The organism is Paraflavitalea sp. CAU 1676, from assembly GCF_029223285.1.
GTDB lineage: Bacteria > Bacteroidota > Bacteroidia > Chitinophagales > Chitinophagaceae > Paraflavitalea.
Map to the genome: position 1 here is coordinate 62,142 of NZ_JARHUJ010000013.1, position 21,513 is coordinate 83,654.

Here is a 21,513-nt window from a genome sequence, read left to right on the forward strand (position 1 = left end):
AAGTCCGATGTTGGTAAAAAGACCGATAGAACGATCTCCCTTCAGCAAAACCGAAGAACAGCCACCCAAACCGCCAGCGCTTTTCAGCATGGCGGTATTGGTGGCAGCCCTGGGATACTTTGTTGATATATACGATCTGTTACTGTTCAGTATCATACGCATACCCAGTTTGCAGTCCCTGCACCTCGGCAACCAGGCTATACTGACAGAAGGCGAAAAGATCATACAGTGGCAAATGTGGGGACTGGTGATCGGTGGCATCATATGGGGTGTAATGGGTGATAAAAAAGGAAGGCTGTCTGTTTTATTCGGCTCCATCCTGCTTTATTCTCTCGCCAATATTGCCAATGGCTGGGTGCAAACCGTAGACCAGTATAAGGTGATCCGCTTCATTGCCGGTATAGGACTTGCCGGCGAACTTGGTGCCGGCATTACGCTGGTGTCGGAGCTAACGCCCAAAGAAAAGCGGGGTATTGCTACGTCTCTGGTGGCGGGCATAGGACTAACAGGCGCCATTTTCGCATTTGTTATGAAACAACACTTTCATTGGCGCACTTGTTATTTTGCCGGTGGCGGCCTGGGTATCGTGCTGTTGATGCTGAGAATATCTGTATTCGAGTCGGGTTTGTTTCAGCAGAGCAGGAAGAAGAAACTGCGCAGGGGAAGTTTGTGGATGTTGGTCAATAAAAAGAGGCGATTGAAGAAATATGTATTAAGCATACTGATCGGATTACCCACCTGGTTTGTGATTGGGGTGTTGGTGTCCTTTTCGAAGGAATTTGGCGAGCATATGGATATTTCCGAAGTAATAGATCCCGGGCAATCCATCATGTATTGCTATGTGGGCTTATCCGTGGGCGACATCATCATCGGCCTGGTTAGCCAGCGCCTGAAAAGCCGTAAAAAAGCACTGTTTATTTTTTATGGTATCACCACGGTCTTCATGCTCCTCTATTTCACCGCGCAATGGCAGGGCAGCGCAAGTGGCATGTACTGGATCTGTGCGGGATTAGGATTTGGTGCTGGTTACTGGGCCATATTCGTTACGATGGCGGCCGAACAGTTTGGCACCAACCTCCGCTCTACCGCTGCCACCACCATACCCAATATGGTGCGGGGTATGCTGGCGATATTGATATTGCCGCTTTTTCAATACCTGCGTGGCATTGCTGATTTTTATACGGGTGGGTGGATCACTGCGGCGATCATCATGGTCATCACGGTAGTTGCAGCCATTCGCATCGAGGAGACTTTCAATAAAGACCTGAATTTTGTAGAACGATAGTTATGAACCCGAAAATCTGTTCTTTTAATAAGTACCAGGAGCGCTCATTTCTTGTTCGCCAGGTTACAGACAATGAAAAGATAGAAATGGTACTTGATTATGTATTTGACAACTACCACCAGGGAGTATTGGTGGAAGATGCGGCCAGCATGTTGTGCATGACACCCCAAACATTCAGGCGCTTTTTCAAAAGCTATACCAGTAGAACCTTTAAGCAGTTTGTGATAGAGGTTCGCATCAGGAGCGCCTGCCGTATGCTGTTGCAAGGCGAAAAGAATGTCTCGGAAGTTGCCTACGCCTGCGGCTATCGGACTGCTTCGCATTTTATCAGGCAGTTCAACGACATCATCGGCAAAACTCCTCTGCGCTACCAGAGAGAGGACCGTACTGAAGATTGACAGGAGATGTGATCGCTTTCAACCCGGGCAACAAAAATGACAACAGATGCCGATGCACTACGCATCGGCATCTGTTTTTTCGGCACGTCGGTAATACACAAAGCACAATTATGGCGAAACTTTATTTGATAGTCGGAAATGTATAAAACAAAGTCTTATTTGGGGTAAGTATCGCTGACGTTCCCGTGCTAACTTTATCCTTATCCGGTGTCTCTTCGATCCCGACCACCTGCTTGCAAGCATCAACAACCTTCGCCTATGTCTACACTAGCTACCTCATCAAAAAAGCTGTATGAAAAGAAACCAGGTTACCATCCTCGACCTTGCCCGGCAGCTGGGGATTTCTAAATCAACTGTATCCAGGGCGCTCCAGGGTATGAAGCAGATAAGTCCTGAAACCCGGAAATTGGTCACTGATCTCGCTCATGCAACCGGGTACCAACCCAACCTGATGGCGCTGGGGTTAAAGAATCAACGCAGCAATATCATTGGCGTAATTGTACCTGATATTGAACTTCCGTTTTATGCCAGCTTAACGAGCAGTGTGCAGCAATATGCCTTACAGCATAACTATCATACGGTGATCTGTCAATCCAAAGAATGCTTTTCGGTCGAGACAGATGTACTCCAGACCTTGTGGGGACTACAGGTTGCAGGCATATTGATGATCCATTCTAAGGAAACCAGGGACTTCGCCCATGTACAACAGGTCATCGGAAGAAAGATACCGGTCATCCTCGTCGATCGTTCTGTCACAGACTTCGATATACCCCAGGTAGAGAACGATCATTATGCCGGAGGATTTGCCATCGGACAACACCTGGCGCAGGTTGGTTGTAAAAATATCGCCATCATCGGTGGACCCAGGCACCTGAAATTAAGCAACCTCCGCATCGAAGGCTGTGTGGCGGGTGCCGGTAGCGCCGGCGTACCTATTAAGGCTTCGTACATATACCAGGGTGATTTTAATCGTGAAAAAACACTTTCCATTCTGGATGAAATATTGAAGTCCGACACCCGGCCCGACGGCATTTTTTGTGTGCAGGATCGCGGTGCCTTTGAGGTCCTGAAGCAACTTGAATTCCGGAACATCGCAGTACCCGATGAAATTGCCGTGGCAGGCTTTGGCAATGAAATGATGTCAAAATATGTAGTGCCCTCCCTGACTACTGTCGAACAAAACCCAGCGAGGTTGGGTGAATTGGCGACAGCCACCCTCATCAGTCAAATAATGGATAACGTGACGGCGCCCATTCAGCAGCAACTCATCAGGCCGGAATTGATCGTAAGAGATTCCACCCGCCGTACCATTACCCGTCAAACAAAGGTTAACCACCTGAAGGCTGAACGGGTTGTGTGTACAGCGGCCACTGTTGTCGATAGTTTCAAGTCGTTGTATGGCGCCGCTCCTGCGTGTACCGTGCAGGCGCCGGCGGTAATCACCCTGGGTGGCGACTATACCGACTACCATGATGGCATTTTAGTTGGGGCTGGAATAGATCAGCAGGTCTATTGCTGTCTTTCCGAAAGCCCGGATTCCTTGTGCCATATACAGGCAGTTGAAACCAACGAACACCTGTGCCTGCCATTGGATCAGTTAAGATTTTCTGCCGTTTCCTGGTCGCCTTTTATTCAATCGGTATTGAACGCTTTTCAACATGCTCAGATACCTATACGACCCTTTCAGCTTGCTTTTGGAGGAAACATTGCTGCAGTAGCAGGTCCTCCCACCGCATCGCTTCAGGGAGGATTGCTGTATGGATTAAATGCCCTTTTCAACCTGGGCCTCACAAAATCAGCTCTTGTGAGGCTAGCACTGCAAGCGGAAAACGAACTGAGAGAAACGCCAACAGGGATTATCAATAAATATGCCTGTATGCTGGGCAAAACAGGTGGATTCATGAAAGTGGATTGCCTGTCGATGGATTTTGAATACCTCGATTTTCCGTATGAAACTTATTCGTTGATCATGTGCGACACAGGGGTGCATTATGGTTCGGCCCGTGCCGAAATGAATACCCGCATCAGCGAAACACAGGAAGTACTCGATTGTTTAAAGGGAAAATTCCCTGCCGTGCAGTCCTTCCGGGATATAACCCCCGGTATGCTGGTGGCAGCCAGGGGACGTATGCGACCCGATATATTCAGGCATGCCAACTATATCGTACGTGAAATAGCCAATGTTCAGGAGGCAGTTGGTGTATTAAGGCAGGGTCTGGTGATACCGTTTGGCGAAACGCTGTATGCTACACAAAAAGGACTGCAGGAAGATGATCGGTTCAGCTGTCCGGAGGTTAATTTCCTGATCGGTTTTGCCCGCAGGCAAAAAGAATGTATTGGTGCTAAAATGATCGGTGAAGGCTTTGGCAGTAGCACTCTTCATATTGTGAACAGGAGCGGCTTGGCGAACTTTATGCGAAAACTGGAAACGGCCTATCTTAAAAAATATGGGGTGCGGCCAGGACTACAAGCGGTGAGTTTGTCAAAGGGAGTCTGTTTGATCTCCTAACCAACGTTTATCGTCATTACCAGAAAAAAGGGGCCGGATCTTTAGAAACAATCCAGCCCCGTTGAACATAACCAAACGAAACATAGCGAATGAGCGCTAACAGAGTTATTCTACGTTGAACTTTATTCCAATATCCTCAGTACCCTTTGTTCTGCACCAGGTTGGGATTATTAACGATATCGGAATAGGGAATGGGTAAGTAATTCATGTTGTCGTTGATGTAACTGAAATCACTCTCTGGTCTGTTATACTGATTGGCCAGGTGGCTGATTATCGTGGCCGGCAGTATACCCCAACGCTTCAGATCATACCAGCGGTGATTTTCAAAGGCCAGCTCCCGTCTTCTTTCCTGCTTCACCAGGTTAATAAGCTCTTCTTGCGAACCAAAGGTTAGATCGGAAAGTGCCGGCGTTGTACCTGTTCCCGTAGTGCCACCATGAGCCAGGCGGATGGCGTTAAGCTGTGCTAATGCGATATCCATATTCGCTGCGCCACCCATCTGGGCCAATGCTTCTGCATACATCAGGAGTACATCGGAATAACGTAGCCAGAAATAATCATCGGCATTATCGTTGGCCAGCGAGTTAATGGGGTCATTGTATTTTACAATCCGTAAAGCACTATTCACTAAGGTGATCCTGCGCATGTCGGCCCACTCATATACACTCCTTGGGTTGGGTGTGTAGGTGAACACCTGACCAGGCTGAAAGCCATTGACGGAATAATAATACGTAGTAGAATTTTCCACCCAGTTAAATCCAGGAGCCGTACCGGCATTCCGTATCGAAGAGAAAAAAGCACTGGTTCTCACTGCAGTAGCGGTAGCGACTGCATTAACAGGTGGCGCCAGCTGATCGTACAACATTTCAAACTTTCCATCACCTTCATACAGCTTTACCTGGAAACTGATATTGTTTGACACCGTGGTTCCTGCTCTCCACCGCCAGTTCTTCCATTGCACCGTCAGCACCCGGTTAGGGGCTGCACCCGTAGTTGCATAAGATGCCTCACCACCAGCACCGTTTAAATTGTCGAGCAAGGGGCCGATCAGCGGGTCTTTGGAAGTGGTCATTCCTGTAGGGCTTACCGTCCTTGGTACAAAACTGATGAAGCCGTTACTGCACATATAGAACTTATCCACTTTCAAACCACCAAAATTAAACGTAAAGCCGATGGGCAATGCGCCGGAAATAGCTTCATCCACCTGAACGGATGGCACTGAGGTTCCACCTGCCAGGTTGGTATAAGCATTTGTTCCGGCAGTAAAAGAATACAGATTAAAATCATTAGAAACCAAGGCCATGGCAAGTGAGGTATATTTATTTTTCAACCAGGTATAGGCCAGTAAATTCGGAGGCATTCCCGATGTACCCTTTGAGTAAAAGATCCTTTCCCGGTCAGCAGCCTTGTTCGCTGCAGAAGTATGGAAGATATTACTGTAGTTGGTATTGAGGCCAACCGAATATTGTAAATTGTTATCGATCAGTTCTTTCAATTTATCGGCCGCCAGTTGGTATTTGGAAACATCCTTCAGCGGAAACCCCGCCATGGTAAGATATACTTTGCCCAATAAGGCTTTTGCCGCCGCCCTGGTGGCCCGCCCGCCATTCTGGGAATCGTTATAGGCGTAATAGTCGTCAAGGTTAGCCTCAGCATATTGCAGGTCATCGATGATCACCTGGTATACTTCGGTTTCTGTAGCCCGCGCAGGCGTCAGGTTGTTCTTCACCACATCAGCAGGCTCCAGCATCAACGGCACACCGCCAAACAGCTGCACCAGGCGGAAGTAGTAGAATGCCCGCAGAAACCGGGCTTCTCCTGTTACCCGGCGAACCACCTCCCCTTTGATCTTCGTTGAATCATTTACAAAGGCCACCACATTGTTGGCCCGCTCTATCGTGCGGTAAGCATTAGACCACGTATCCCTGATATCGGTATGCCTCGAATCGTAGGCAAGATATTCCATATCCAGCCTGGCATCCAGGTTACTGGTTCCCACTGTACCATCGTCACTCATCCAGTCTTGTATAAACAGGGGGGCCATATTCGTTACATCAAATCGCATGGTTTGGTAAACCGCATTGACTGCTGCGATGGCATCCTGGTCTGTACGGTAAAAATTGGCGCGGTTGATCAGCGATTTGAACTCTTCCGTCAGAAACTTCTTACAGGAAGTATGCAATAACATAATGTATAACAGTAAAAATGATAGCTTCTTCATAATGCGTTTTTTAGCTGGATGTTAAAAATTCACGTTCAGGCCGAATCGGTAAACACGCCCCAGTGGGCTAGTTCCACCGTCTACACCACGCGCTAAACCGCCTGAGGTGTTCACTTCAGGGTTATATCCGGGATAAGAAGTAAGGATAAACAGGTTCTGGCAGTTCGCATAGAACTTTACACCCGCTACTTTGATGCGCTTCATCCACGAAGCAGGCAACGCCCAGGAAAGCGTAATGTCCCGGCAACGCAGGTAGGTGCCGTCTTCGAGGTAAAGGTCAGTGGATTCACGGGGATCATACAGCGATCCAGGTACCTGGATGTTGGCGCGCTCGTTGTGCAGCCTGATCTTGTCCGCTTCTTCTGCACTCATAGTTGGCGTGATCATTCTGTAGCGACGATCGAAAATATCCTTGCGTATATTGGCCTGTCCACGATTTAAAGACATCGTATTGAACTCATAATAATCAAATATCTTGTTGCCTACCGAATAACTGAAGAACGTTGCCAGTTCTAAACCCTTATAGGAAATCGTGGAACTGAAACCACCAAAATATTTTGGCAAGGCACTGCCAAGGTAGGTCCGGTCTTTATCGTCCAGCAATCCATCATTGTTAAGGTCAGCATAACGGCGGTCGCCTTCTCTGGCGCCAGTCTGAAACCCAGCCGGTTTTTCCAGGATCGTTTTGTCCGTCCACACTCCGATGGTTTTTAACCCATAAAACTGCCCGATTGACACCCCAGGCTGCAACCGGAATAAATAAGCACCCGTTACTACCTGGCTGATATCCTGGTATTCTCCTTTTCCTCCAGACAACTGGTCTACCCGGTTCCTGTTGATGCCGATATTGGCCTCTAAGTTCCAACGTACCTTTTTGCTGTTAACGACTTTCCAGCCAGCACTGAATTCAATACCCTCGTTGGTAAGCGAAGCAATATTTCGGGTGAGGAAGGTATATCCACTACTCAACGGAGGGATGGTTCCATACAACAAGTCATTGGTCCTTTTCCGGTACACTTCGGCAGTCAATGAAAAACGGTCTTTAAAAAAGCTGAGGTCTGCGCCGAGATTCACAGAAGCCGTTCGCTCCCAGCGTAAGGTGGGATTGGAAAGATTGGTAGGAGTAAATCCAACATTCACCGTATTGCCAAAAACAACACTGGCCACATCCAGGGTGCTGATGGTAGAGTATGGAGCTATCGACTGGTTACCTACGATACCCCAGCTGGCCCTCAATTTCAGATCACTGAAGATCGACCTGAGCGGTGAAAACCATTTCTCCTGGTTCAGGCGCCAGGCAGCACTCACGGCCGGAAAGAATCCATAGCGTTCATTTTCTGTAAACTTGGAAGTACCGTCCATACGACCGGAAGCACTGAGATAATACCTGGACTTGTAGTTATAAGAAGCACTAACGATGGAAGAAACCAACTGATTGGCATTATACGTTGTATAGGGTGTGTTGGAGGCGGATCCCGATTGGAGCGAATGATAGGTGGCTACATCAGAAGTGAACCCGATGGTGGAAGCAGTTTGTGTCTTAGAAACAAACTTCTCGGCCGAAGCCACCACAAAAGCAGACAATATATGGTCTTTGCCGAAGCGCCGGTTGTAATTGGCCTGCAACTGATAGAGCAACCCGGTATTTTGCGAATTGCCGGCGCTGGCAGCTCCCTTCAGCGCGGAGCCGCCGATATAGATGCTGGGCGTATAATTTTCGAGCAGCGCATTAAAAGTGGTAAGCCCCAGCTTGGCACTTACGTTAAGGTGGTTATTGATTGACCAGGCAAGACCAATATTGGTTAGTAATTGGGTGGAGGTTTGTACGTTCTTCACCTGGTTTGAACCGCCAAATTCAAATGGATGATTGGTGTAAGCCAGGCTTCTTGCTTCGTTGGCTGCAAACCGGGGATTATAATAAACAGTAATACCCCGCGTAGCATCATACGTTGTAGCTTGTCCATTTCCATATTGATACAGCGCCAGGTAATTCAATCCCCCATCCGGATTGACAAGCGGAACCGAAGAGGGCCAGCCTAACACTTTATTGGAAAGTATGGTAGTAGGTTGACCATTGCGTACCGAGTTGGTATAATTGGTGCTCATGGTAAAAGTGAGGTCCGGGCGCAATTTTCCTTCATAGCTTAGCTTGCCATTATAACGGTTCAAGGAAGTGCTGGGTATCATGCCCACCTGGTTATAGTACTGGCCCGAAAAGAAAACTTTGTTTTTTGCATCACCACCCGAAACGCTCATGTAAATGTCTGTGGTAGGCGCCGTTTGCTGAATATCTTTCTGATGATCGTATGTTGGCAGGGAATCTATTTCCTCGGGGAGGTAAGGTTGAATAGCCGTGGTATTATAGCCAATGGCTTTCCGGTAGGCCCAGTACTCATTCATAAAGGTGGCATAGTCGCGACCATTCAATACCTTGATGCTCCTGGTAGACCTGGTCATTGAATAATTCGCATTCAGCGACACGTTGATCTTCCCCGCTTTGCCCGATTTAGTGGTGATCAACACCACACCGTTCGCCCCCCGTGCGCCGTAAATGGCGGTAGCAGCGGCGTCTTTCAGTATTTCGATGGTTTCGATGTCATTGGGATTGATCATCGTTAACGGATTGGACGTACTAGGGGAAACCAGGCTACTTGCACCGGTAGTGAGGTTCAGATCAGGACTATTCAGCGGAATGCCGTCCACCACGTACAACGGCTGGGATGAAAAGCTGATGGAACCGATGCCTCTTATCTCCACACTAACACCGCCGCCCGGATCGGTCGAGTTTTCCAGCACCTGCACACCGGCAGCGCGCCCCCCGATCAACTGTTGAAAGGAGGAATATCCCCCTTCGGTATTATTCTTCGTATCCACTTTTGTAACCGAAGTGGTCAGGTCCCTTTTCTTCTTGCTTTCATAGCCAATGATGACCACGTCGTCCAGATCCGAAATAACCGGTTGCAGGTAGATGGTAGTTGGCATGGAGCCAGCCTTGTATTCGAGGATCTTGTAACCTGAAAAGGAGATCACGATGACATCCGACGGTTTCGCTTCGTAAACAAATACCCCTTTGCTATTGGTGGCAGTACCACGTTTGGATCCTTTAATCGTTACAGAAGCTCCTTCGGCCAGTTCGCCGGAAGGCAATTTTACAGTAGCTGTAACGGTTACATTTTGTGCGGATAGCCAATACGGCAATACTAGCAGGCAGGCAATAACGCTTAATGTTTTGAGAAAAACATTACTCATGGCAATCGTTTTTGGGTTTTTATAATCAGTTATTCATCGGTCTGGCAGATTGGAAGTTTCGTTCTTTCCAGTAGGTCGGGCTTGATTAAATAGTCGGCTATTGAATACACTGCAGCGATTTCAAAATTAGTATTTCGACTTGTTGATACAAGGAAGTTGGAGCATTTCCTCACGGGAACGTTCCCGACCCCTGAAGGCCTGGTAATGCGTTGGTTCAATTAATTTACGGTCGCAATAAGCGCTTCTATTCTTCAACAAAAAAATAAAACTACACCAATGACTTCGATCAGATTGTTGCTATTTCTCTTGCTGTTATGTACAAATCATTTATACGCGAAAATCACCTTGCCATCCGTGATCAGTGATGGCATGGTGTTGCAGCAAAGAGCAGATGTGGCGCTTTGGGGAAAGGCCAACAACAATGCCCGGATTATCATTACCACATCATGGAATGACAAAACATACACGACGAAAGCCACTGCTTCCGGCGACTGGAGACTATTGGTAAAAACAGTAGGAGCCGGAGGTCCTTTTACGATCAGCTTAAGTGATGGAGAAAAAATAACACTTAAAAATATTTTGCTGGGGGAAGTTTGGCTCTGTTCGGGACAATCGAACATGGACATGCCGGTAAAAGGATTTACCAACCAACCCATTCTTTATGCCGGCGAACTGATGATGGATGCAGACAATGATCAGGTACGCCTTTTCCGTATGGAGGTAACTGGTAGCCGGGTGCCGAATTTTGATGGCGCCGCCACACCCTGGTTGGCTGCCAATGGAGAAACGATCAAAGATTTTAGTGCCGTAGGGTATCAGTATGCAAAATTACTACAGCAACGATTAAAGGTACCCGTGGGCATTATTCAAGCAGCAGTGGGTGGTACCAAGATCGAGTTTTGGATGTCGGCCAGCAGCTTAAGTCCGTTCAGTGATGTGAAGATCAAATCTCCCGATGATCCTTCCAAGGTATCCGGCTGGGAGCCTACTGCCCTGTTTAATGCGATGATCAATCCCATCGCTGGTTATCATATCAAAGGCGCCATTTGGTACCAGGGCGAATCTAACAGCCGCACTTACCAAAACTACGAGCAGTTGATGCAAACCATGGTCAGCGACTGGAGAAAGCGGTGGAATTGCGGTGAATGGCCCTTTTACTTTGTGCAGATCGCCCCACACTTTTATAGGGATTCGACCAACAAAGCCGCCTTTTTACGGGAAAAGCAACAAAAAGCCATGAACAGTATTGCCAACGCCGGCATGGTAGTCACCATGGATGTTGGTGAAGAGTTACGTATTCACCCAAGCAACAAAACGACCATCAGCAACCGGCTCGTCGCCTGGGCATTGGGCAACACCTATGGATACAAAGGCATTCCCTTTGCAAGCCCTACCTATCAATCATCCAAGATCGTCAAGAGTGCCATCGAAATTACTTTCAACAATACGTCGATGGGATTAATGGCTTCCCACCCTCCATTATCCGCCTTCGAGATTGCAGGAGACGACAGGAAGTTTTACCCGGCAGATGCAATCATAACCAAAACCGGCGTCACGGTAAGAAGTGCCCAGGTAAAAGATCCGGTTGCCGTTCGGTATGCATTTAAAGACTGGGTAGTAGGTGACCTCTTTAGCCTGGAAGGGTTACCGGTAGCGCCGTTCCGTACCGACGATTGGCCAACGCCCTGATCCGCCGGTTATGTTGTTATCGAACACGATGCTTGTAATTACTGATCAATAAGATTTTTACTACTTAAACATTCTTGCCAAATGAAAAGAAAAGACTTTCTGCAGCAGCTCGGTGTAGTATCACTGGGTAAGCTGGTTATCCCCAATTCTGTACTGGCCAACATTTCCGGGGCCGCTATGGGCAGACCTTCGCTAGACGGCTTAAAGCTATTCAATGTAAACCATTCCGCTTTGCTGGCCCGGGCTGCTATCAGTTATGGCAAACCTCCGTCTTCAGAGAATGAGGGGATACCCATCGGCAATGGAAACATGGGAACACTGGTGTGGACCAAGCCGGCAAAGGCTGCTACTGCCACCAATGCCGCTGAACCCGCCGATCCCGCAAAGATCATGTACCAGATCAACCGCAATGATACTTTCGGCCAGGACCGCACGCACCAGCATTACGATGATACCGTTCTTCCCGGAGATAAACAGGAAGTTACCGACAATACCCTATCCCTGTGCCGCCTTGGCATCCATGTTGGAGCGGCTACTTTTCAATCCCTCCGCCAAAACACCGAAGAAGGGACTGTTACCTTGAATTACCAGGCCAGTACCGGCACCGTAGACTTTATCACTTTTGTTTCAGCCGAACACGATATGCTGATCGCCAGAATAGGTGACAGAAGAACGACCCCGGAGGAGATCAATTTTGAGGTGAGTATGGTCCGGCAGCCACAAGAAGTACATGGCCAAAGTGTGTGGGACTACACGATCACCGAATTCTATGGCCGCACCATTATTGTGCAAACTGTTAAGGAGGGTTCCTTTTACATGCAGTATGCGGTGGCCATCAGTGTGCGCGGGACCCCCGTTGAGATCGTGGAAAAATCGGCAGACCGGGTAAAGTTCAAGACCAAGCCATTTGCCGGGGGATTTGGTTTCTTCCTGGCCACTGCCACCACCTTGTATGAGCAGGTGGATGTTCGTAAAAAGGCGCTTGCCGTTTTAGCCATTGGCGAAGGTCAGGGCACTGACACCCTGTTGAAACAACACCGTGCCTGGTGGCGTAACTTTTGGGTAAAGAGCCGCACTTTTGTACACCTTAGCAGCGATGATGGTGTGGCCGATTTCCTGGAAGCCCGTTATAACCTGCATCTCTACCATATGGGCAGTACTTCCCGGGGAAATTTTCCACCGCTCTATAACTACGGGCTGTGGTTGGCTACACCAGATGGCAAGCGCTACTGGGGTGCACAGTACAAATTCATGAACGATATGATGATGTACCTGTCGCTCTACGCTGCCAATTACATGGAGTTAACCGATTCCTACCTGAACATGTACCGGAAAATGTTGCCCGACTGCGAAACCGCGGCCAAACAACGTTGGGGTGTTACAAAAGGTGCCTTTGTTCCTGAGTCGCTTGGATTCAGCGGTCCCACGATCCTTTCCTCCCAGGCAGCTCCGATGATCCATGATGTGTTGATGGGCAGGCGGACGCGGGCTTCACTACCGCCCGCCGTGGTCAAAGAGTGCCTTGTCGAAGCAACACTGGATTGGATCAATCCCAAGTTCGGTGCCCGGTATGATCAATTCACCTGGGTAGCCCATATTCTTTCGTCAGGATCACAGCTGGCCATGCAATTTTATTGGCGCTACCAACTGACCGGAGATATCAATTGGCTGCGTGACTCCGCCTATCCCATGATGAAAGGCATGGTTGATTTTTATCAGAGTTATGCACAAAAAGGAACGGACGGATATTACCATATTATCCGGAGCAATGTGCACGAATCTTATTGGGGGGTGAACGATGGAATCGTTGATCTGGCGGCCATCAGGTCGCTCACCCCGAAAGTCATTGCGTGCTCTCAAATTTTGGGCGTGGATGCGGGTCTTCGGGCAGGTTGGACGGAGTTTCTTGAAAAGCTTGCCCCCTACCCTGCCGGTGATCATGCTGACGTGGTACGCCTGCAAAGTGGTACTCCTCCGGCAGGTGAATACGGCGGGGAGAAAATTCCCTTGTTTCCGGCAGGCACTTTCGGAGCCGGCTATGCAGTAAGGTGTGTGGGGCGGTCAAATGTTGATCCGGTTTGGGTGTGGCCTGTACACCCCTTCGAAGCTATTTCGTTGGTGAAGGGGCGTTATACCGGAAGCCAGGAGGATAAAGACAACTTTCAGAAAATGCTGCTTACCTATAAGTATGTTCCACCTACCTGGTATGGATATATGTGGCCCCAGTATCCCGGCCGGCTTGGTCTCACCGATGAAGTGCGCAAGATATTACCGCTGTATGCCACCGGCGCGGGAGTAAGTGGCCTGCAGAACACCTGGGGACAGGCTAATAATGGTTTGCTGCCAGAGGCTATTCAAAGCGCCCTGATGCAAAGTATTGACGAGATCATCCTGGTGGCGCCGGCCTGGCCTTCGGAGTGGCGGGCGAGCTTTACCCTGCTGGCGCGCGGTGGTTTCCTGGTATCTGCCACCCTGGAACAAGGCGCACCCAAGGTGATACAGGTGGAAAGCACCTTTGGTACAAATTGCCGTATCGTGAACCCCTGGCATCCTGCTGCCGCTTACCTGAGACGTGCAGGGCAGACACAACAAACGTTGAACGGGCAGATCCTTGAGTTTCCACTGGTGACCGGTGAAAGTGTTTTGCTGGTCGGAAATGCAGAAATGACCCTGCAGCTTCCCATCATAATAAATCCCGCACCCGGTGCTGTAGTGAAGAAGATCCAGGCGACACACCCCAACGGGACAGTAAAAAAGACGCAGTTGGGAAAAGAAGGCCCTGTTTCAACCAGAGTGGCGGTTAAGCAGGAAACTGCCACCCAAACCCTTGCACAGGGATTGCGGATCGCTGTAAACCCTAATCCCGTACGGAATACACTTAATCTGGAGATCTATCAGGATACTACATCCCAGATCAACATACGCATCCTGGATATGACGGGAAGACAGGTATGGCAGCGCAAGGAGCAGATTACCGGTGGTGAAGCAAGACTCATGCCGGTGAACTTCAGCGCATTTTCCGCCGGTACTTATTGCGTACAGGCTAATAATGGAAAGCAATCTCAAAGTATAAAGTTCCAAAAGACAGAATAATTGACTGGTGCCCGGCATTGTTTTCGCCAATGCAGGGCTCTTGCGCAATCAAAAAATACATATCAAAAGAATCAACCTAATGAACAATTACTTTCGAGCTCAACGATCCCTAATTCATTTGCTGTGTAGCTGCCTGTTGATAGCTGCATTCACGCTTTCCTCAATGGACGGCCTATCTCAGTCGTCCGGGACGTACCAATTGTGGGAGCCGCTGGCAGATTCCCTTTCAAAGATCGGTGGCCGATTGCCTGAAGCAAGATCGCGCCATGACTATGGCCGCCTTCCTGAGAGGGCAGCTACGCTGGTCAGAAAAGGTTTATGGAACCTGAGTCTTAACAGTGCTGGTACTTATGTCGAATTTCAGACTGATGCGGCTGAAATCATGGTGCGCTACAATCTCGCCGGTTCCAACTTATTTGAGCGTAAAACCTTTCCCGGTAATGCGGGAATTGACCTTTATGCCAAGGACAGATCAGGAAAATGGCATTGGGCAACAGGCACCTGCCGTTTTGGTGATACGGTTGAATACTGGTTCAGGAACATTGACAAGCGCATCGACCTGACCCATTTCAGGCTTTATTTTCCATTACACAATGCCCCAAAGTGGTTGCAGATTGGCGTGAAGGCCGGAAATACACTCACGCCGGTTCAGCCATCCATCGATAAGCCCATTGTATGTTATGGTACCTCTATCTTGCAGGGAGGAAGTGCTACCAGGGCAGGCCTCGCGTGGGGAAATATATTGGGGCGTATGCTTGACAGGCACATTATTAATCTGGGCTTCTCAGGTAATGGAATGCTGGAGACCCCGCTCATAGATTTGGTGAATATGGTGGATGCATCTGCCTATGTGCTTGATTGCTTACCCAATCTGACCGACTCCGGAAGGGTTCCCGACACAGCACTGCGCCGCCTGATTGTAAATGCAGTGAAAACACTAAGAGCGACTCATCACCATACACCTATCGTATTGGTAGAGCATGCATCCGGCTACCCGGGTTTTTGCCTCGATGACCGGCAAAACATACGGTACACAAGGGTCAATAAAATTATGCATGCCACCTACAGGGAAATGGTCAAAGAAATGCGCATTAAAGGGTTGTACCTGCTCTCAGCGGCACAGATAGGCCTCACGGCGGAAGGATCATTAGATGGTACTCACCCCAACGATCTTGGTATGTATAAGTATGCAACGGCTTACAGCAAGCTACTCTCCTCCATTCTTCAATGATCTGGTGCCTGAGGGGCAAAATAAAAAAAATAAAAAGCACCTGTCAACGGGAGACAGGTGCTCTTCTTTACTACCTCAACTCTGGTTGGGAAAAATTACCATTGCCAGCCTGTCAATGTTTCCATGTTCATTGGATTAATCCTTTCGATTGGAGGTCATTCCAGAAGGAAGCAGGAATCGGTTTGGTAGCCATGTCAATATTCACTTTCACCTTTTCGGCCCGCGTGGTATTGAGCGCAATACTGCTGATGCCACTTACCCCTATGCCAAATTGTATGCAGGCATGCGCAGGTGAAACCTGGTGCTGTTCACAACAGGAAAAGAACTCGTTGCGCCATTGCAACAGTGGTTGATGTGCCTCCTCAGATGCCTGCACCAACTGGTAATTATAATAATCACTTCCGATGAGAAACCCACCATTAAAAACCGCTGAATTGATCACTACCGTTCCCTGGTCAGTTAGCTCTCCGATATACCGGGACAATGCTGGCGGGTGCGCATGCAGCGTCATGCTGTTGGCAATCATGACCCAATCCAATTCAATGTCCTCCGTTATTCTTTGAATGACCTTCCAGTCTTTCGATCCCACCCCTACTCCTTTCACCTTGCCACTGGCCTTCAATTCAAACAAAGCCCGGTAGGCGTCGAGTATATCCAGCCAGCGTTGCTGGCGATCTGCTTCGTCGGTGGCTCCTGCCAGGTATTCATCCGGATCGTGTACCGACACCAATTGCGCGTTATAGCCATTCAATAATGCATTGCCTTGTTCATAGCAGGCCAGGATTCCTTCATAGCTGATCCTTTGCACCGCATCGTGTTGAATATCTTTCCATACACCACGCTCAAAAGTCGGCTCGGGTGTAGTGAGCGGAATACGGTACCAACCCAGCTTGTTGCTGATCAACACTTTTTCTTTCGGCACTTTTAATTGACGCAAACATTGTCCTAATGATTCCAGCGCCAACCCGGCCCCGTATTTTCCGGCCGTATCAAATACCGCCAAGCCATCGGCATGCTGCACACATGCCTCCACGATGGATTGTCTGGTTGTATTTTCCAATACCGTATATAAATTGCCCAGTCCGCTGGTGCCATAGATGACCCTGGGCCAACTGATCTCATTCATGGGAGGTTTGTTTTACAAGCATTTGTCTTATTCATATGGTTATATTTTTTTCAGTGGTGGCGTGTAGTTCGAACAAAGGCTCCATCTTCACCCATTTTTCTCCTTCCTGCGTCCAGGGAAGCGGTTGTTGAAATTGCCACATCAGCGCCTCCCATTCCTGCACTTTGGGGTTAGTGGCATCCATGATAGCCTTTTGTTTAAAGGAGAAATCATCGGATACTTCCATGATCATGAATAGCCGGTTACCGGTCCGGTAAATTTCCATGGATACGATACCTGCGTCAAGGATACTTTCCTTTACTTCGGGCCAACCATTCTCTGCCCGGTGCCAATTTTCGTATTCGCTGATGAGCGCCGGGTCATCTTTGAGGTCGAGCGCCAGTGTGTGTCGTTTCATAGTTCAACTGATGATAGTTTTTAGAATAAATAGTGTCGTTTTGACAAATATAGTTCCAGTGCCAGGGGCGGCTATGTCCTGAATAAGACTTTGTTTTATACAAATCCGACCATTTGGTTACCTTGCAACACCAATACAAGTATGAGCAGCAGATCATTAAAATATTCCTTTTCCTTGTTGCATGTAGACCATGTGCAGCTAAGCAAACGGTGGAATTATAAAAGTGTGATCAGTCCCTATTATCGCCTGTATTACATAGATGAAGGAGAAGGTCTGCTGTCGAATGCCGGCGATAAACTGAAACTGGAGGCTGGTTATATCTATATCATTCCCAGCTATACCTTGTGCAATCTGTATTGTCCGGAATATTTAAGCCAATATTTCATACAATTCTTCGAGGAATCGCCCGATGGTATGTCACTCTTCCACCACAACCGCGCTTTGATGAAGGTGAGTGCCACGGAAATGGACATAGCTCACTTCAAGCGCTTGCTCGACATCAACCCCGGAAGGGGAATCAACCGGTCGGACAATCCAAAGGTGTATGAAAAGAATGCTTATTACCGAGAGTACCAGGAGCTCAACAACCGCCAGACCATGGCCGTCTATCTTGAAACCCAGGGCATCTTATTGCAATTGGTGGCCCGCTTTTTAGAAAGCCGGCAGTTCGAAGCAATGGCTAGCCGTGTTATTCCTCAAAAAGTGCTGGATGCCATGAGTTATATACAACTTAACCTCCATCAACCGTTAACCATTGCCCACCTGGCTCAAAGAGCTAATCAACATGCCGACTATTTCTCCCGGCAATTCTTACAATTTACCGGAGAAAGACCGCTCGCTTACATCCATTCCAAGCGTATTGAACGGGCTCAATACCTGATCTCCACTACTGATCTGCCCTATGTTTCCATTGCCAGTGAAACAGGGTTCGATAACCTGCCTCACTTCTCCAAAGTATTTAAAAAGATAACCAGCCTTACCCCTGGTCAATTCAGGAAACAAAGTCAGCAAGGGCATATTGCACATTAAAGGCACGCAGAAAAAACATTACCCGGGGCTCTGCTAGCCTCCGGGCAAATGTTTTCCTTGCATTATCCGGCACGGTTTAGGTTCCGTGTTTCCCATTACCGGGTTCTCCATAAGACTTAACGTGTACAAAACTAGCAAGTCATGCTACACTTCGTGCATAACCTACAATAAAGTTGGCGGGAACGATTGCATCTGGAAAATGCAGGATTGCATGCTACTGTTATAAATATTCTATTTCTTGCAGTAGCATTTCAGCAGGTATGGCAATGATCAAACTAGTAGTATGTGGTATGACTGGTACCACAATTTATGATAACAGGGAAGTAGAGAGTATTCTTTATGATGCACTCCAGCAAACAGGCTTGTTTGTGGAGAGGTCTACCGTAGTTGGCATGATGGGTTGGAGCAAACTAAAAGTGTTTGAAACATTGTGGGAGCAACAGATTGGTAAGTCTCATGCTATGTACCGGCAAAACGTGACCGATTCTTATGACCTGTTCACGCAGTTACTGGAACAGCATTATGCGAGCCAGCGGATCAGGGCTGCAGACGGCGCCACTGAATTGTTTTGGCATTGCCGGAAAAATGGCATTAAGGTCGCGCTGACCACCGGCCTTTACCGGAAGGTGACAAATATCATCCTGCAAAGGTTGGATTGGATGAAAGGATTAGATGAGCATTACACGAGTCAAAGTCCCTTTTCAGTGATCGACTGTTCAATATCCAGTACAGAAGTTCAAAGTGGCAGACCCTGTCCCGATATGATCCGGCTGGCCATGCAACAGCTGGGGGTAACCGATCCCATGCAGGTGATCAATATCGGCGATACACCTGCGGATCTTCTATCGGGTCGCAATGCGGGCGTCAGGTTATCGTTGGGCGTATCCAACGGTACGTATTCGGCCAGTGAATTGCAACATTATCCGCATGACGGCATCCTGGGTTCTACCGGAGAACTGATCATGCTGTTAGAGAATATAGTTTAAGATGGTTTTACTAATGCAAGGGTAAGCCCCGTTTCATAAGCAATTTTTGAAATAGCAAGTAACCCCTCCCTAGTCTTAGGGAGGGTATTTTTTACTCCCCTGCCGGCTCCCACAACTCTACTTTGTTTCCTTCGGCATCCAGTATGTGAACGAATTTGCCGTAGTCGTAGCTTTCAATATTGTCGAGAATAGTCACGCCTTCTTTTTTGAGTTCTTCTACCAGCGCCTCCAGGTTCTCGACCCGGTAATTGATCATGAATTCTTTGGTAGAAGGTTCGAAGTATTTCGTGGTTTCGCCAAACGGACTCCAGGTAGTAGATCCTTTCTTCGTATTGTCATCCCCTTCGTACCATTCAAAAGTAGCCCCATAATCGTTGGTGTTTAAACCAAGGTGCTTTTGGTACCAGTCTTTCATTTGTTTGGGGTCCTTGCATTTGAAAAAGATGCCGCCGATGCCTGTTACTTTTTTCATGTTGGAGAGTATTTTAGTCCGCTTAAGCGGTGAACGAATTTCGATAAATTTCAGTGTATTGACAAAAGGAAACCAGGTTATCGACGTGTCCGGTTGGGTACTGTCAGGCAGAACGCTGCATTGATAAAAGTTCGCACTATTTTGCCCGCGACTTTCCTTGTACAGGCTGGTGCATGATGAGCTGGTTGATCAGTGCCGTCACCTCCGCCACCGGCATTTTCTTCACGAGGTAGAAGTGGCCGGTGCCGGCATCGTCCCAACTATTGCTGCCATCGTTGTTGATCACGAAGCGCCCGGAACGAAGCGTATAGTACGGTTCCCAGCCTCTGATAGCTACCAGCACCGCCGTTTCGTCCCAGCTCATGCGCCCATTTTTATCCTGCTTACTCATGGGAATACTCAGCGCAAACACGTCCTTGACCGGACTGTTCCTGATCGCCTCATTGCCGATCAACGGCAAGCCCGTCAACACTTCCACACCGATCTCGAATCCGCTGAAGATAATGGTGCCGGGCCATTGGGTTACAACGGTTTTGGAGGATGGTATATCCCGGTCTACATTGAATTCCTTGCCGGCCGGGAAATGCCCCGCCATACTCACCAGCTGTTTTACTTTCTTTTTTACCAGCTCCCTGCCGCTTAATGGCGAATATTTATCAGGCGCAGACTGTAGCAGGTTGGCCAGGTTGGTGAAAAAGCCCACGGTCACAATTGTAACTGAATTATCCGGCTCGGCAGCGAGTAACTTACGGTAGAGCGCCACGGCATCCGGCACCTCGGTATTGGAGGAAATAACGTGCGGATAGTTGGCCGTGACCACAGAATCCCATTTTTGCCAGGACGGCAGGTCGAGGGCCTTGCGTTTGGGTACGCCAATCGGCAGGCCGGGCCGCTTGAACCAGGTATTGAAGACGCTCAACACTGCCCCCACCCGGGCGTATTTATTACTGGCAATGGTGGCCAGTATCCTGGCTTCGCCGCTATCGGCCAGGGCATGCAGCAGCGCGATGGCGCCCACATCGTCATAATCCGGACCGATATCGGTATCAAATATAATCGGAACTGGTTTTGGGGCCTGCTGTGCCAGGCTGTAGTAACTGCCAGCCAGCACCAATAGCAATGACAGGAATAATGGCTTCATAGCATGCGTTTGCCCAACGAATATAACCCCTTCCCGCCAGGAAATATGGATATGCCTAGGTGCGTGAAAGCAGCCTCGGAGGCAGTTACCGCTCCCCTCATTCAGTGGCTCCGGTATCCACTTCAAAAAAAAGTTCATTTATTTTTTGTCAAACCCTGCTCGTGCTTGTTTATTATAGGCAGAACTGATAACACCACAAGATTTAGCAATACAGGATTTTCCTGAAAACTTCTATTCACAGTTACACCTTAGTTGTAATTGCTCCCGGCAGGTCTCTGTTGGGATTTTTTTTGCCCAGCATCGCCCCCGCTCACCCAATCCCTCAATGTTGTATATTCGCGGCGTGAAAATCGTCGTCGCCTTCCTCCTGCTATTGCTCACTGCCTCGGGTACCTTCTACCCTTGTTGCATGGAGGATGATTGCGCAGACGAATTGGTAGCGTCCTCCACAGAAGGCGATCAGCAACACGAGGAAACGACCTGCTCCCCCTTCTTTGCCTGCGGCACCTGCCCCGGCGCGGTTGATCTGCCCAAGGTCGAGACCATTACCATTCCCTCCACGGGCGAAAAGCTGGAGCACCAGGGGCTGTATTTGGTCCGGCTGGCCACCTTCTCCCCTACTTTTTTCCAGCCTCCCCGGTTTGTGCGCCTATCTGCCTAACAATCCATTTTCTGTAGACTAAAGCA

Annotated in this window: 15 protein-coding genes; 9 read left to right on the plus strand and 6 right to left on the minus strand. The window is 48.6% G+C overall.

Translation table 11 applies throughout. The features are described from left to right. Positions 1-7 precede the first annotated feature (7 nt). The 3 genes from P2H89_RS33840 to P2H89_RS33850 all read left to right on the plus strand — a co-directional run bounded on the left by P2H89_RS33840 (position 8) and on the right by P2H89_RS33850 (position 4,192). Entirely contained in the window at positions 8-1,285 is a 1,278-nt protein-coding gene (locus P2H89_RS33840) for an MFS transporter (protein ID WP_275835713.1), read from the plus strand. 2 nt (positions 1,286-1,287) lie between these two features. Beyond that, entirely contained in the window at positions 1,288-1,683 is a 396-nt protein-coding gene (locus tag P2H89_RS33845) for an AraC family transcriptional regulator (protein WP_275835715.1), read from the plus strand. A gap of 292 nt (positions 1,684-1,975) precedes the next feature. Then, the gene (locus tag P2H89_RS33850; RefSeq protein ID WP_275835717.1) at positions 1,976-4,192 is read left to right on the plus strand and encodes a substrate-binding domain-containing protein; all 2,217 of its coding nucleotides are present in this window, start codon (positions 1,976-1,978) and stop codon (positions 4,190-4,192) included. A gap of 136 nt (positions 4,193-4,328) precedes the next feature. On the opposite strand, the gene P2H89_RS33855 is transcribed toward P2H89_RS33850, so the two are convergent. Both P2H89_RS33855 and P2H89_RS33860 read right to left on the minus strand, forming a co-directional pair. Next, the gene (locus tag P2H89_RS33855) at positions 4,329-6,413 is read right to left on the minus strand and encodes a RagB/SusD family nutrient uptake outer membrane protein (protein ID WP_275835719.1); all 2,085 of its coding nucleotides are present in this window, start codon (positions 6,411-6,413) and stop codon (positions 4,329-4,331) included. 21 nt (positions 6,414-6,434) lie between these two features. After that, a complete protein-coding gene (locus tag P2H89_RS33860; RefSeq protein ID WP_275835721.1) occupies positions 6,435-9,662 on the minus strand; it encodes a TonB-dependent receptor in 3,228 nt (1,075 codons plus the stop codon). Positions 9,663-9,938: 276 nt separating this feature from the next. Here P2H89_RS33860 and P2H89_RS33865 point away from each other — a divergent pair, with 276 nt between their 5' ends. The 3 genes from P2H89_RS33865 to P2H89_RS33875 all read left to right on the plus strand — a co-directional run bounded on the left by P2H89_RS33865 (position 9,939) and on the right by P2H89_RS33875 (position 15,675). Next, positions 9,939-11,351, plus strand: a complete 1,413-nt coding sequence (locus tag P2H89_RS33865; protein ID WP_275835722.1) for a sialate O-acetylesterase — start codon at positions 9,939-9,941, stop codon at positions 11,349-11,351. 81 nt (positions 11,352-11,432) lie between these two features. Beyond that, complete coding sequence (locus P2H89_RS33870; protein ID WP_275835724.1) at positions 11,433-14,444, plus strand: T9SS type A sorting domain-containing protein; 3,012 nt, start codon at positions 11,433-11,435, stop codon at positions 14,442-14,444. A gap of 79 nt (positions 14,445-14,523) precedes the next feature. Next, positions 14,524-15,675 carry an SGNH/GDSL hydrolase family protein gene (locus tag P2H89_RS33875; protein WP_275835726.1) on the plus strand — a complete coding sequence of 384 codons (1,152 nt, stop codon included), beginning with the start codon at positions 14,524-14,526 and terminating at the stop codon, positions 15,673-15,675. A gap of 127 nt (positions 15,676-15,802) precedes the next feature. Here P2H89_RS33875 and P2H89_RS33880 read toward each other — a convergent pair whose 3' ends face one another. Then, complete coding sequence (locus P2H89_RS33880) at positions 15,803-16,801, minus strand: aldo/keto reductase (protein ID WP_275835728.1); 999 nt, start codon at positions 16,799-16,801, stop codon at positions 15,803-15,805. Between the two features lie 31 nt (positions 16,802-16,832). Continuing rightward, the gene (locus P2H89_RS33885) at positions 16,833-17,198 is read right to left on the minus strand and encodes an L-rhamnose mutarotase (RefSeq protein ID WP_275835729.1); all 366 of its coding nucleotides are present in this window, start codon (positions 17,196-17,198) and stop codon (positions 16,833-16,835) included. A 141-nt stretch (positions 17,199-17,339) separates the two neighbouring features. On the opposite strand from P2H89_RS33885, the gene P2H89_RS33890 reads away from it, so the two are divergent. Both P2H89_RS33890 and P2H89_RS33895 read left to right on the plus strand, forming a co-directional pair. Continuing rightward, positions 17,340-18,227, plus strand: a complete 888-nt coding sequence (locus P2H89_RS33890; protein WP_275835731.1) for an AraC family transcriptional regulator — start codon at positions 17,340-17,342, stop codon at positions 18,225-18,227. Positions 18,228-18,493: 266 nt separating this feature from the next. After that, positions 18,494-19,213 carry an HAD family hydrolase gene (locus P2H89_RS33895; RefSeq protein ID WP_345799385.1) on the plus strand — a complete coding sequence of 240 codons (720 nt, stop codon included), beginning with the start codon at positions 18,494-18,496 and terminating at the stop codon, positions 19,211-19,213. A 91-nt stretch (positions 19,214-19,304) separates the two neighbouring features. Here P2H89_RS33895 and P2H89_RS33900 read toward each other — a convergent pair whose 3' ends face one another. Both P2H89_RS33900 and P2H89_RS33905 read right to left on the minus strand, forming a co-directional pair. Next, complete coding sequence (locus P2H89_RS33900) at positions 19,305-19,685, minus strand: VOC family protein (protein ID WP_275835734.1); 381 nt, start codon at positions 19,683-19,685, stop codon at positions 19,305-19,307. A gap of 136 nt (positions 19,686-19,821) precedes the next feature. Then, on the minus strand, positions 19,822-20,826 hold the full coding sequence (locus P2H89_RS33905) for a nucleoside hydrolase (RefSeq protein WP_275835736.1): 1,005 nt from the start codon (positions 20,824-20,826) through the stop codon (positions 19,822-19,824). A 343-nt stretch (positions 20,827-21,169) separates the two neighbouring features. On the opposite strand from P2H89_RS33905, the gene P2H89_RS33910 reads away from it, so the two are divergent. Beyond that, a complete protein-coding gene (locus P2H89_RS33910) occupies positions 21,170-21,487 on the plus strand; it encodes a hypothetical protein (RefSeq protein ID WP_275835738.1) in 318 nt (105 codons plus the stop codon). Positions 21,488-21,513 lie beyond the last annotated feature (26 nt).

Coding starts and splice junctions, on each gene's coding strand:
- P2H89_RS33890 (WP_275835731.1), top strand. CDS start 17,340: ATGAGCAGCAGATCATTAAAATATTCCTTTTCCTTGTTGCATGTAGAC.
- P2H89_RS33865 (WP_275835722.1), top strand. CDS start 9,939: ATGACTTCGATCAGATTGTTGCTATTTCTCTTGCTGTTATGTACAAAT.
- P2H89_RS33880 (WP_275835728.1), bottom strand. CDS start 16,801: ATGAATGAGATCAGTTGGCCCAGGGTCATCTATGGCACCAGCGGACTG.
- P2H89_RS33875 (WP_275835726.1), top strand. CDS start 14,524: ATGAACAATTACTTTCGAGCTCAACGATCCCTAATTCATTTGCTGTGT.
- P2H89_RS33870 (WP_275835724.1), top strand. CDS start 11,433: ATGAAAAGAAAAGACTTTCTGCAGCAGCTCGGTGTAGTATCACTGGGT.
- P2H89_RS33885 (WP_275835729.1), bottom strand. CDS start 17,198: ATGAAACGACACACACTGGCGCTCGACCTCAAAGATGACCCGGCGCTC.
- P2H89_RS33905 (WP_275835736.1), bottom strand. CDS start 20,826: ATGAAGCCATTATTCCTGTCATTGCTATTGGTGCTGGCTGGCAGTTAC.
- P2H89_RS33845 (WP_275835715.1), top strand. CDS start 1,288: ATGAACCCGAAAATCTGTTCTTTTAATAAGTACCAGGAGCGCTCATTT.
- P2H89_RS33860 (WP_275835721.1), bottom strand. CDS start 9,662: ATGAGTAATGTTTTTCTCAAAACATTAAGCGTTATTGCCTGCCTGCTA.
- P2H89_RS33850 (WP_275835717.1), top strand. CDS start 1,976: ATGAAAAGAAACCAGGTTACCATCCTCGACCTTGCCCGGCAGCTGGGG.
- P2H89_RS33900 (WP_275835734.1), bottom strand. CDS start 19,685: ATGAAAAAAGTAACAGGCATCGGCGGCATCTTTTTCAAATGCAAGGAC.
- P2H89_RS33855 (WP_275835719.1), bottom strand. CDS start 6,413: ATGAAGAAGCTATCATTTTTACTGTTATACATTATGTTATTGCATACT.
- P2H89_RS33840 (WP_275835713.1), top strand. CDS start 8: ATGTTGGTAAAAAGACCGATAGAACGATCTCCCTTCAGCAAAACCGAA.
- P2H89_RS33895 (WP_345799385.1), top strand. CDS start 18,494: ATGATCAAACTAGTAGTATGTGGTATGACTGGTACCACAATTTATGAT.